This window comes from Pontibacter pamirensis (assembly GCF_010015475.1).
Lineage (GTDB): Bacteria > Bacteroidota > Bacteroidia > Cytophagales > Hymenobacteraceae > Pontibacter > Pontibacter pamirensis.
In genome coordinates this window covers 235851-248479 of the sequence record NZ_SSNI01000002.1, presented here as the reverse complement: position 1 = coordinate 248479, position 12629 = coordinate 235851, and the positions used below count along the sequence as shown (strand labels likewise).

Annotated in this window: 11 protein-coding genes; 5 read left to right on the top strand and 6 right to left on the bottom strand. The window is 48.8% G+C overall.

The window, feature by feature from the left end; all coding sequences use genetic code 11:
- Window positions 1-109: 109 nt before the first annotated feature.
- Entirely contained in the window at window positions 110-2332 is a 2223-nt protein-coding gene (purL, locus tag E1919_RS03905; RefSeq protein ID WP_394351745.1) for a phosphoribosylformylglycinamidine synthase subunit PurL, read from the bottom strand.
- A gap of 244 nt (window positions 2333-2576) precedes the next feature.
- On the opposite strand from purL, the gene E1919_RS03900 reads away from it, so the two are divergent.
- The 3 genes from E1919_RS03900 (at window position 2577) to atpC (ending at window position 5085) form a co-directional block, all read left to right on the top strand.
- On the top strand, window positions 2577-2801 hold the full coding sequence (locus E1919_RS03900) for a hypothetical protein (protein WP_162052021.1): 225 nt from the start codon (window positions 2577-2579) through the stop codon (window positions 2799-2801).
- A gap of 433 nt (window positions 2802-3234) precedes the next feature.
- Window positions 3235-4746: a F0F1 ATP synthase subunit beta gene (gene atpD, locus E1919_RS03895; RefSeq protein ID WP_162052020.1), complete on the top strand. Its 1512-nt coding sequence runs from the start codon at window positions 3235-3237 to the stop codon at window positions 4744-4746.
- A 93-nt stretch (window positions 4747-4839) separates the two neighbouring features.
- A complete protein-coding gene (gene atpC / locus E1919_RS03890; protein WP_162052019.1) occupies window positions 4840-5085 on the top strand; it encodes an ATP synthase F1 subunit epsilon in 246 nt (81 codons plus the stop codon).
- A gap of 111 nt (window positions 5086-5196) precedes the next feature.
- On the opposite strand, the gene E1919_RS03885 is transcribed toward atpC, so the two are convergent.
- A complete protein-coding gene (locus E1919_RS03885; RefSeq protein ID WP_162052018.1) occupies window positions 5197-5508 on the bottom strand; it encodes a putative quinol monooxygenase in 312 nt (103 codons plus the stop codon).
- Window positions 5509-5792: 284 nt separating this feature from the next.
- On the opposite strand from E1919_RS03885, the gene E1919_RS03880 reads away from it, so the two are divergent.
- Window positions 5793-6923: a trans-sulfuration enzyme family protein gene (locus E1919_RS03880; RefSeq protein ID WP_162052017.1), complete on the top strand. Its 1131-nt coding sequence runs from the start codon at window positions 5793-5795 to the stop codon at window positions 6921-6923.
- Window positions 6924-6985: 62 nt separating this feature from the next.
- Here the strand turns inward: E1919_RS03880 and E1919_RS03875 are convergent, their stop codons facing one another.
- Window positions 6986-8119 (bottom strand): DegT/DnrJ/EryC1/StrS family aminotransferase, encoded by a 1134-nt coding sequence (locus E1919_RS03875; RefSeq protein WP_162052016.1) that lies wholly within the window; start codon window positions 8117-8119, stop codon window positions 6986-6988.
- A gap of 374 nt (window positions 8120-8493) precedes the next feature.
- Between E1919_RS03875 and ispE the strand changes: the two genes are divergently transcribed.
- On the top strand, window positions 8494-9303 hold the full coding sequence (ispE, locus tag E1919_RS03870; protein WP_162052015.1) for a 4-(cytidine 5'-diphospho)-2-C-methyl-D-erythritol kinase: 810 nt from the start codon (window positions 8494-8496) through the stop codon (window positions 9301-9303).
- Here the strand turns inward: ispE and E1919_RS03865 are convergent.
- The 3 genes from E1919_RS03865 to tgt all read right to left on the bottom strand — a co-directional run bounded on the left by E1919_RS03865 (window position 9259) and on the right by tgt (window position 12501).
- Entirely contained in the window at window positions 9259-10200 is a 942-nt protein-coding gene (locus E1919_RS03865) for a DMT family transporter (protein ID WP_162052014.1), read from the bottom strand. The genes ispE and E1919_RS03865 overlap by 45 nt on opposite strands.
- A 1-nt stretch (window position 10201) precedes the next feature.
- A complete protein-coding gene (locus E1919_RS03860; protein WP_162052013.1) occupies window positions 10202-11278 on the bottom strand; it encodes an LptF/LptG family permease in 1077 nt (358 codons plus the stop codon).
- 92 nt (window positions 11279-11370) lie between these two features.
- A complete protein-coding gene (gene tgt / locus E1919_RS03855) occupies window positions 11371-12501 on the bottom strand; it encodes a tRNA guanosine(34) transglycosylase Tgt (RefSeq protein ID WP_162052012.1) in 1131 nt (376 codons plus the stop codon).
- Window positions 12502-12629 lie beyond the last annotated feature (128 nt).

Here is a 12629-nt window from a genome sequence, read left to right as displayed (position 1 = left end):
ATCTCCCTACTTAACTTCAGAACTTTCGTCCCTTTGTTGTTTGGTGATGCAAAGATAGAGAGACGATTTTAAACTGCAAACTATTGCTGCAAAAAATTTTTAGAAAACTTTAGTCTAAAATCTGCTCCAGCGCTGTGTCATAGTGCTTTTTGGCCACTGTAATGCCGCCGAACAGGTCACCGTCTATATGGCAGTCATGCGCTGTTACCTTACCTAATTTAGTGAAATTCACTCCTTTATTTTGTAGCGCTTTCTCAAATTCCGCCTGCTGCCCTGGTGCAACAGAGGCCACTACGCGGCCCTGGCTCTCGCCGAATAAAAAGGCGTCTTTTCTGAAATTTTTATCTGTATCGATATCAAAGCCTAGTTCTTTCGGCATGGCAGACTCCAGTAACGCGATGTATAAACCACCGTCTGCCACGTCGTGAGCCGACTTTATAAGCTTTTGCTCGATAACGGCCTTCACGGCTGCATGCAGCTTCAGTTCCTCGTCCATATTAAAGTATGGGGAAGGGGAGAGCTTTATTTTATGGTAGGAGTATACATACTCCGAAGAGGCAATATCGTTCTGCGCATTACCAATCAGATAAATAAGGTCGCCGGGGTTCTGGAAAGCCAGCGTCATCTTATTGTTCTTATCCTCTAGTATACCCAGCATACCAATGGTCGGCGTCGGGAAAACCGGGCCTTCGTCAGAAGACTGGTTGTAGAAGCTCACGTTACCGCCTGTTACCGGAGTACCGAACGCCTCGCAGGCTTTGCCCATACCTTTAATGGCGCCTACAAAGTGCCAGTATACTTCCGGCACATAAGGATTGCCGAAGTTGAGGCAGTTGGTAATAGCCACGGGCTCAGCGCCAGAACAAACAATATTGCGGGCAGCCTCTGCCACCGCAATCGCTGTTCCTTCCTCAGGGTCAGAGTACACGTAGCGGCTGTTGCAGTCTACTGTTACGGCAATGGACTTGTCCGTTCCTTTCACTTTCACGATGGCCGCATCAGAAGGGGCATTCGTTGTCATAGTGGCTGTGCCTACCATCGAATCGTACTGGCGGTACACCCAGCGCTTAGAGGCGATGTTCGGGTGCGTGGTCAGGAATTCGGCTACGGCCTGGTAGTCTTCCGGCTCCTGTACCTGGTCTATGTTGAATTTCTTTGACTCTGCAAAGTAGGCAGGCTCACGGTACTCGCGGTGATAGACCGGTGCGCCGCCTCCCAGTACTAAGTCTTCGGCAGGTACCTCGGCTGCCAATTCGCCATTCATATAGTAGCGTAGCGTACCGCCTTCCGTTACCACGCCAATCTGCTCGCAGTACAGGTCCCACTTGTCGCAAATGGCCTTTATGGTCTGCTCAGATCCTTTCTTCATCACAATCAGCATCCGTTCCTGGCTCTCTGACAGCAGAATCTCGAACGGTACCATGTTTTTCTGACGCGTTGGCACTTTGTCCAGCCAGATGTCCATGCCGTGTTCGCCTTTGGCACTCATTTCAGAAGTAGAGCAGGTGATACCCGCGGCACCCATATCCTGCATCCCAATCACCTCACCCGATTGGATTACCTCCAGTGTCGCCTCCAGCAAAAGTTTTTCCTGGAACGGGTCACCCACTTGTACGGATGGCAGGTCGTTGGCTGAGTCTTCAGTTATATCTTTAGAGGCGAAGGCAGCACCGCCCATACCATCTTTACCTGTGGCAGAACCTACGATAAATACCGGGTTGCCTACTCCATAAGAGGTGGCAGAGGCTGTTTCGCCCACTCTTACGATACCTGCTGAGAAGGCATTTACCAGCGGGTTTATATTGTAACACTCGTCAAAGAAAAGTTCGCCACCCACGGTAGGTATACCGAAAGCGTTGCCGTAGTCGCCGATACCTTTTACTACACCGCGTAACAAGCGCTGTGTTTTTTCTGACTTTATGTTGCCAAAGCGAAGCGAGTTCAGCTGCGCGATAGGGCGGGCGCCCATCGTGAAAATATCCCTGTTGATACCACCTACACCTGTAGCAGCGCCCTGGTAAGGCTCAATGGCAGAAGGGTGGTTATGTGACTCTATTTTGAAGCTGCAGGCATAGCCGTCGCCAATGTCTACTAGCCCGGCGTTTTCTTCACCAGCCTCGGCCAGTATGCGCGGCGACGACTTCGGAAGTTTTTTAAGCCAAACGATGGAGTTCTTATAAGAGCAGTGCTCCGACCACATCACTGAGAAAATACTCAGTTCCGTAAAGTTAGGCGTGCGTCCTAGTATTTGCTTTATTTTTTCGAATTCCTCTTCCAGAAGGCCGAGCTTCTGGGCTGTTTCTACTGTTGTCAGTTCTTGTTCCACGTGTATCTGGTTTGTAACGGATTAGCAAAAGTAGGAACTTATAGCGTAAGAGTACAGCAGAACTTCAGCCTTTTTATATTGATGCCCTGTTCACAAAGCCTTAACCTCTCTGGAAGTGTATGGCTGCCTCTCTTGTAACACAATTTGCTACACAAAAAAACACGGTTTATGAATTTTTGGTGTCACATGTATTCTGTTTATGCGTAAAGAATTTTGCAGTATCCATTTACCCTCTGTTTCCCACTTTACTATGATGACCATTAATCCCGAAGTTGTTGTTACCACCTGTGGACGTGAGTTAAATTTAAGTAACACTGAACTGGTGATAGAGCGGTCTAACAGTCTGTTCAGTTACAACATCCACAAATTACAGTCCGGTGAATACATAATTGCCGAGAAGTTTTACGCCAACCCCTTTAACAACAGGTATATCCTCCTCAACGACGAGCAGATAGAGTTGCTGAAGAACCTATAGGTGCTGTCTGAGATTCTCTGAGTTGATTTGCCAGAATAGCCGTTGCAGGTATACAAGTGTTCGGCGGCATTAGGCCTATATATAAAAGAGCTGATTCACTAAAAAACATCCATATCTTGGCTTTAGTCCCAGCGGGACGACCTGTTGATAGAAAACAATTCTCATAGCTTCTTTAGCTCTAGAGGAACGACCTGTACTGTGAATGTGAACAGGTCGTCCCGCCGGGACTTTTCTTATGCCTGATAGAAACGAACTTATTGGGTATTATGCTTGTCCGCGCTTTTTGAAGCTCTTGTGATTCCTGTGTTTGTGCATAATATATAAATGTGCGCTCAAAGTTTTTAAAGCCTCGTATGGTTTTAACCTTTTTATGCATTAGTTTTGCAGCTTGAAATAACTCCATAACAATAGTTAGTTAATTTAACAAAGTCAAATGGCGAATATTGGCAGAATTACCCAGGTTATCGGTCCGGTAGTGGACGTTAGCTTTGTGGGTGACAACATTAAGCTACCAAATATTTTGGATGCCCTGCAAGTGACCAAAGAGAACGGTCAGGTAATCGTGCTGGAAGTGCAGAACCACCTTGGGGAAGATCGTGTGCGTACCATCGCCATGGACTCTACCGAAGGTCTTAGCCGTGGTATTGAGGTAATTGACCTGGGTTCTCCTATTCAAATGCCGACAGGTGAAGGCATTAAAGGGCGTCTTTTCAACGTGATCGGCGAAGCCATTGATGGTATTCCGCAGCCTGTAAGTACGGGTGGTTTGTCAATTCACAGACCTGCCCCTCGTTTCGAAGACCTGGCTACTTCTTCTGAAGTGCTTTTCACAGGTATCAAGGTAATCGACCTGATTGAGCCTTATGCAAAAGGTGGTAAAATCGGTTTGTTCGGTGGTGCCGGTGTAGGTAAAACAGTTCTTATCCAGGAATTGATTAACAACATCGCGAAAGCACACGGTGGTCTTTCTGTATTTGCCGGTGTGGGTGAGCGTACGCGTGAAGGAAATGACCTGCTGCGTGAGATGATTGAAGCCGGTATCGTGCGTTACGGTGCAAACTTTATGGAGTCGCTGGAGCACGGCGGATGGGACCTTTCGAAGGTAGACCCTGAAGAACTGAAAGAGTCGAAGGCTACATTCGTGTTTGGCCAGATGAACGAGCCTCCTGGGGCACGTGCCCGTGTGGCGCTTTCCGGTTTGACAATGGCGGAGTATTACCGCGATGGTGAGCCTGGTTCAAGCGATGCTGGTCGTGATATCCTATTCTTCGTTGACAACATCTTCCGCTTTACGCAGGCAGGTTCTGAGGTATCGGCTCTCTTAGGTCGTATGCCATCAGCGGTAGGTTATCAGCCAACGCTGGCAACGGAAATGGGTGCCATGCAGGAGCGTATCACGTCTACCAAGCGTGGTTCTATTACGTCTGTGCAGGCCGTTTACGTACCTGCTGATGACTTGACTGACCCGGCTCCGGCAACAACGTTTGCCCACCTGGATGCTACAACTGTACTTTCCCGTAAAATATCCGAGCTTGGTATCTACCCTGCGGTAGACCCACTGGACTCTACTTCCCGTATTCTTTCAGCGGACGTTGTGGGCGAAGAGCATTACAATACTGCGCAGCGTGTGAAAGAGATTTTGCAGCGTTACAAAGAACTTCAGGATATCATCGCCATCCTTGGTATGGACGAGCTTTCTGAAGAAGACAAGCAGGTTGTACACCGTGCGCGCCGCGTGCAGCGTTTCCTGTCTCAGCCGTTCCACGTAGCAGAGCAGTTTACAGGTCTGAAAGGTGTGTTGGTTGATATCAAAGACACCATCAGAGGCTTCAACGAAATTATGGATGGCAAGCATGACCACCTTCCTGAATCAGCTTTCAACCTTGTAGGCACCATCGAAGATGCAGTTGCCAAAGGTGAGAAAATGATGGCCGAAGCAAGATAGATTTAAATTAGTTCTGAGTCTCGAATTCTGAGTTCCGAGTTGTTCTACAGCTGTGACTCAGAATCCGAGACTCAGAACTCAGAACTAATATAGATGTATTTAGAAATAATCACGCCTGATAAAAAGGTTTTTGCCGGTGAGGTAGAAGCAGCAAAATTCCCCGGAACGAATGGTTCTTTCGAGGTGCTTGACCTGCATGCGCCGCTCATCAGCACACTGGATACAGGGCAAATCCGCATCACAACCAACGCAGGACAAGAATTCTTTACTGTGGATGGTGGTGTGGTGGAAGTGCTCAATAACCGAATCATCGTACTCGCTGAGTCTGTTTTAGCATAGCCTAAGACTTTTTAAAGTATAACAGCAGCGCCTTCTGTTCTTTTGAGCAGAAGGCGCTGCTGTTTACCAGGAGTTTTAATGTTGTATAGTTAGAAAACAAGCAGGTTTAGCTTATTCCAGACCTGCTCCACCCTGAATTTCAAGTTCTTGCCCTGGTTCAGGTCTCCCACTAAGAATTGGCATTGCCTGCGCTATCAGCTCTCTTACTCCCTCAACATTCAAGGAATTGTCGTGGTCTTCCTTACTGTCCCATACTTCAGTCACCCACACAGCATTTCTATCGCTTTTGTCTTTGCTGACCATGTATAAGTGGCAGCCTTTTGCTGTTGAAACCAATTCAGATGCCTGAAGCAGGATAGAGGAAAGCTTTTCTCCGTTTCCTTCTGTTGCCATTAATTTGCCATGGAGGCCGTATCTATTCATATAGTTTTATTGTTGGTTTCTGTTCTAATCCTGCTGCTATCTTCTTGGCTAAGATACGTTTAAACTTCCTTCTTTTCGTGACGCTCAATCAATTTCTACTGTAGTTGGCAAGTTGTGACTTTACAGGAGTCAAGACATACATAACAAACTGAAACTTCAAGCTAAAGCAGCAGCTTGTTTTAACCTGAACATTGTGAGAGGAAGCAACATCCTATCCTGTTGCAGATTAATTTCAGATAAGTATAAATCCTGCTTAACTTTAAGCTAAAATCTTATATCAAGTCATGCCGCACATCCATCCGAAAACCACTCCTATATACCAAACCTCTGTGTTTACTTTCGATGACCTGAATGCTTTGGAACAGTATTTCGAGCAGCAGGACCAAAGTTACATGTACACGCGCTACAGCAATCCGAACTCGGATGAACTGGCAGAGCAGGTGAATAAGCTGGAAGGTGGGGCAGGTGCCGTGATAACCTCATCGGGAATGTCGGCTATATTGGCGGCGGTGCTGGGGCTTTGCGAAGCCGGAGACCACGTGCTGTGCGCGGAGGAAATATATGGCGGCTCATCTGCTTTGCTGACAAAAGAGCTGACGCGCATCGGCATTGAAGTAACGCTGGTGCCTACAGCCGACATATACACGCTACAGCCTTATGTGCAGCCTAACACACGCCTGCTGTTGTTAGAAACCATGAGTAACCCGCTGCTGCAGGTGTTTGATATAGCGCAGCTGGTGAAGCAAACGCAGCAGCACCAGATTAAATTGGTGGTTGATAATACATTCGCTACCCCCATCATCACGAAGCCGCTTTCTTTGGGAGCTGATATTGTCATGCACAGCGTAACGAAATACCTCTCAGGCCATAGCGATGTAACGGCAGGAGTAGTGGTTTGCAAGCAGCAGGAAGACTTACAGCGCGTAAAGCAGGTGATGATGGTGTATGGCCTGAACCTAAGCCCTTTCGAGAGCTGGCTGGCGGCACGCGGGCTTAAAACGCTCCGGCTGCGCATGCGGGAGCACAGCAGCAATGCCTTAGCTGTAGCCCAATTCCTGCAGTCGCACCCAAAGGTGGAGAAGGTATGGTACCCAGGACTGGAGGAACATCCACAGTATGAACTGGCGAAGAAGCAGGGCCGTGGAATGTTTGGCGGCATGCTCAGCTTCCGCATTCAGGACGATAAGGAGGCGGTAAACCGTTTTATGCGGGCGCTGCAGCATATTCCTTTTGCTCCATCGCTGGCAGGAGTGGCCACCTCTATTTCTTATCCGCTGGGCACATCCCATCGATCATTGAGCCCGGAGCAACAGCAGCGGATGAACATAACGGCGGGTGTGATTCGCTTGTCGGTTGGCATTGAAGAGCCGGAAGAGCTCATTGCCGACATTGACCAGGCACTATCGCAGGTGTAGGGGTGAATACAACATACGGCATTGCTTAAATACACCGAAGCAGGTGCTTTTGCAACGTCGTTCTAAACGTAATCCAGAATTCGCTTCAGGTGTTTCACCACCTTGTCCAGCTCTTCTTCAGTTAAGCTGCTGCTGCTTGGTAAGCATAAACCCCGCTCAAATAAGTTGGCGCTCAGGTTATTGCCATAGTATGGATAATGTGCGAACAATGGCTGCAGGTGCAGCGGTTTGTAGAGGGGGCGCGTCTCAATATTCTCCTCTTCCAGCGCCAGCCTTACCTTTTCAGGGTGGTGGCTCTCCGGTAGCAGTACTGTCGTGAGCCAGCGGTTGGAGAAGCAGGTTTTAGGTTCCTGCAGAAACTGGAGCCCCTCTATGTGCTGTAATTGATTTTTATAGTATGTGAATATCTCACGGCGCTGCTTGACACGCATCTCGAGCATCTCTATCTGGCCACGGCCAATTCCTGCGCTGATATTACTGAGGCGGTAGTTGTAGCCCATCTGTGAGTGCTGATAAAACGGGGCCGCATCTCTGGCATGCGTCGCTAAAAACAGGGCCTGCTCCGCCAACTGCTGGTCTTCTGTTACCAGTGCACCGCCGCCTGAGGTCGTAATTATCTTGTTGCCATCAAAGGAGAATACCCCGATGCGCCCCAGCGTGCCAACCTGATGACCGCTATAACGGGAGCCAAGTGATTCCGCCGCGTCTTCCACCACAGGTATGCCGAATTCATCAGCCACCGCCATTATGTTACTTAACTTTGCAGGCATACCGTAGAGGTGCACCAATACAATAGCTGCCGGTCGTTTACCTGCTTTTAAGCGGGCTGTAATTGTTTCGTGTAAAGTGTCCGGGCACATGTTCCAGGTCTCTTCTTCGCTCTCCACAAACACAGGTGTAGCACCCAGGTACAATATGGGGTTAGCCGAGGCTACAAACGTGAAGGTAGAGCAGAGTACTTCGTCGCCGGCTTTTACGCCTACCAGGCGCAGCGCAAGATGGAGAGCCGCAGTACCCGTGTTAAGGGCTACTGCATGGCGCGCATTGGTATGCTGGCAGATGTCATGCTCAAATCCGGGCAGGTTCGGGCCAGTAGAGGTGACCCAGTTGTCTTCCAGTGCTTTCTGCACATAGTTTTTCTCATGCCCGCCCAAGTGCGGCACCGAAAGAAAGATTCGTCCTGGCCTGTAGTTCATGTTGCTTCTAAATCTGTGCTGAATCCCGGTGAGTGTGTACCCCAACGGCAATAATTTTGTAGAACGGCATTTACCCGAATTGGGTGCTATACACGTTTACCTTCCAGGTAATTGGTCTGATAAATATACACTTTATATCTACCACCACGTCAACGTATAGTGCCGGATGCGAAAAAAAATATGCCATCTTGTTCTCTTGAAGTGCATGAGTTTGCGTTGAAAGTAAGTGCAATTCTCAGTCGTCTCGATTTACAATTTTCACCCTTCCCTTAATAGCCATAGTATGTACGAAATTTAGAAATGCAAATAGCTACAGCAGCTGTTTCCTAACAATTTTATAGATTGCATTCCATCAATTAGCACAATTGCCTTTTATGCTCGACTTCCCAAACGCGAAAATCAACCTAGGTTTGTACGTTACCGAAAAACGCCCTGACGGATTCCACAATCTGTTGTCGTGCTTTTACCCGGTGAAGTGGACAGATGCGCTGGAGATTTTGCCTGCACCGGAAATGCGGTTTGACATGACTGGATTACCCGTGCCCGGTGACCCGGAAACGAACCTGTGCCTGAAGGCTTATTATTTGCTGCAGCAGAATCATGATTTGCCGCCCGTGCACATGCACCTGCACAAGGTGCTTCCGATGGGCGCTGGCCTGGGCGGAGGTTCAGCGGATGCCGCTTTTACGCTGCGTATTCTCAACAAGCTGTTTGAACTGAACCTGACGGCGGCGGAACTAGAAAACTATGCGCGCCAGTTAGGTAGCGACTGTGCCTTCTTTGTAAGGAACAAACCCGTGATTGCCACCGAAAAAGGGGATGTATTTGAGCCGCTTACCTTGGACCTGAGCGGCTATATGTGCGTAATCGTGTACCCTAACATACACATTACAACAGCGGAAGCATATGGAAGCATTACTCCGAAAGAGCCGACTTGTACCATGAACCTGCTGCTGAAGCAGGATGTGAAGGTATGGAAAGAGGTACTAGTGAATGATTTCGAGGCCGCGCTGTTCCCGAAGTATCCGGAACTGCCCCAGGTAAAAGAGAAACTATATGCCGCAGGGGCAGACTATGCTTCCATGACGGGCTCCGGCGCTGCCATATACGGTTTGTTTGAAGGAGGGGCTCCGGATAACTTAGTCTTTCCCGGCCATTACCTCATCTGGAAAGGTTTGCTTTAGCTTTTTGCGGCGCTCCGCATAGGCATCTATAATCGGGTAGATGAAAACGCTCATCAGGATAATAGCCGCACCATAGTAGAAGCCTGCAGACATCTGTTCGCCCTCGTTAAAAATAAACCAAGCCAGCACAATGCCATACACCGGCTCCAGATTCACGGTCAGGTTCATGGAGTAGGCGGAAATGCGCTTCATCAGGCGTACGCCGGCAGTGTAGGCATAAACGGTACATGCCAGCGATAGCACCAGCAGGTATGTCCAATCCATCGCCGACAAAGTAAAGTCAAGCGCACCTCCTTCAGCAAAAACCGCTGTATAGACAGGGAAAAACAGTACCGTGCCCAGGCAGGCGCCAGCCATTTCGTAGCAAGTGATGGTGGTAGAAGGTACTTTCTTTACCAGCTTCGCGTTGATGATGGTGAAGACAGAAGCCAGCAACGCAGACCCTATGGCCATGCTGATGCCAAGGATGCTGTTGAACTCTGTTTCATGTTGAAAAATGACGTATAGCCCCATAATAATGAGCAGGGCCAGTAAAATTTCGTGCGGCTTTACCCTTGTTTTTGAAAACAGTGGCTCTAGGAAAGCAGTCCAGAGGCTGCAGGTGGCCATACCTATCAGGCAGATAGATACGGAGGCTACCCGTGCCGCTGCAAAGAATAGTATCCAGTGCGCCGCAATCAGGAAACCTACGCCCACAATTTTCAGCACCATCTGGCGGCCCAGCCAAAAGGCGGTGCGGCGTCTGTAAATAATAAAGCCCAGGGCCACGGCTGTTATAAGAGTGCGCAAGGCCACCAGTTCCACAGCCGGTATGCTGATAAGCTTTCCGAGGATGGCAGTGAAGCCCCAAAGGAAAATAACAAAATGAAGCTCCAGGAAATCTTTAAGACGTGGCATGTTAGCGCGGAACGTAACGGTATAGTATGAGGCCTATTCCAGTGAAGATAGTGGTGGGAATCCAGGCGGCAACCTGCGGCGGTATATCACCCACCTGGGCCAAACTCCGGCTGGCAATCACAAAGATGATGAAAATGAACGCTAAGAAAAAGCCTATCGCTATCTGCAGACCTACGCCGCCACGCGCTTTCCGCGCACTCATAATTACCCCGATAACAGTTAAGATGATGATGGCAAAAGGGTAGCTGAACCGCTCATACTTCTCGATGAGGTATATCTCAATGTCATCGGCACCACGCTCTCTTTTTTCATTGATGTACTCGTTCAGCCTCGTAAGGGTCATTGTCTGCTCCAGTTTATAGGTGCTTTCAAAGTCTCTGGGCCACATGTTCAGGGTAGTATCCAGGGAGGAGCCTTTATCAATCGTTTCCTCTTCCCCGTTAAAGGTGCGAAGCGTATAGTTGTCTATGCGCCACTTTTCTGCTTCAGCGTTCCAGGAGATGCTGTTAGAGGTAAGTTTGCGTTTCAGGGTAGTGCCCTCTATGTTTTCCAGGGCAAAGTTATAACCTACGTTAGCGATGTTGTTATAGCTCTCCATATACACATAGGTTTCCGGGGCTATTTTAATGTGAATATTGCGGCTGTCGTAGGTGAAAGGGCTTTTAATGTACTTCACCTGGAACGCCACACTTTCTTTGTTCGCATTTGGGATCACCCAGCCAATCAGCACAAAAATAACCACAGCAATCAGCGAGGAGCCCATCAGGTAGGGAACCAGCATTCTTCTGAAGCTCACGCCGCTGCTCAGGATAGCCACAATCTCTGTGTGCGCTGCCAGTTTCGCCGTTACAAAAACCGTGGCGATAAACACCGTAATCGGGCTGAGCAGGTTAGCGTAGAACGGGATCAGGTTCAGGTAATAGTCGAAAATAATCTCGCCTACGCTGGGGTTTGTTTTGATAAAGTCGTCATTCTTCTCCGTGAAGTCAATCACCAGAATAACAGACACCAGAATCAGCACCGTAAACACAAAGGTGGTCAGGAACTTCTTTAATATGTATTTATCGAGGAGCTTCACTTATGTAAGTTAGAGAGTTTGGGAGTTAGAGAGTTTGGGAGTTAGAAAGATAATAACTCTTTAACTTTCTAACTCCCAAACTCTCTAACTCTTTACAACCTTGTCATCAGTTTCTTTACCATTAAATCTTTCCAGTCACGGAAAGTTCCGTTTATGATTTGCTGGCGTGCCTGCTTTACCAGCCAAAGGTAAAATGTAAGATTATGTATACTTGATATTTGGGCTCCCAGCATCTCGTTAGCGCGCACGAGGTGGCGCAGGTATGCCTTGCTGTAAAAGGTGCTGGCATAGCCTCCAAGTTCCGCATCAATCGGGTTGTGATCGTTCGCCCACCTTTCGTTCCGGATGTTCACGATGCCCTGCGTAGTGAATAGCATGCCGTTTCGGGCGTTGCGGGTTGGCAGCACACAATCGAACATGTCCACACCGAGCGCAATGTTCTCTAAGATGTTTGCCGGCGTACCCACTCCCATCAGATAACGGGGCTTGTCTGCCGGCAGTATATCACACACCAGGTCGGTCATCTCATACATCATTTCGGCTGGCTCACCCACCGATAAACCGCCAATGGCATTTCCCTCGCGTCCGAAGCTGGCAATGGTCTCTGCCGACTTCACCCGCAGGTCTTTGTAGGTGCTGCCCTGCACAATAGGGAAAAGTGTTTGAGAGTAGCCGTACTTCGGTTCGGTGCTGTCAAAGCGATCCACGCAGCGCTGCAGCCAGCGGTGCGTGCGCTCCATCGAGTTTTTGGCGTAGGTATAGTCGCAAGGGTAGGGGGTGCACTCGTCGAATGCCATAATAATGTCAGCACCAATAATGCGCTGCGTATCCATGACATTTTCCGGAGTAAAATCCAGTGGGGAACCGTCAATGTGCGATCTGAATTTTACACCTTCCTCCTTGATTTTGCGTGTGCCAGCCAGGGAGAAAACCTGGTAGCCACCGCTGTCTGTTAGGATGGGGCGGTCCCAGCCATTGAATTTGTGAAGGCCACCTGCCTGCTCCAGCACATTCAGGCCCGGGCGCAGGTATAAATGGTAGGTGTTGCCCAGGATGATCTCCGCTTTCACATCTTCTTTCAACTCGCGCTGGTGCACTGCTTTTACAGTTCCGGCCGTGCCAACAGGCATAAAAATAGGTGTTTCTATGGCGCCGTGGTCGGTTTGCACTACGCCGGCGCGCGCTTTTGATTGTGCGTCTTTTGCTATAAGGTTAAACTGCATGATCTTCGTATGGCCGGTGCATCAACTATAAAAAACAACACCAATGTGCCGGCTTTGCCGCGAGGGTTTGTAGTTCTTTAAGTTCTTAAAAAAATATAACCTGCAAAGATACAAACTGCCGTGGCACA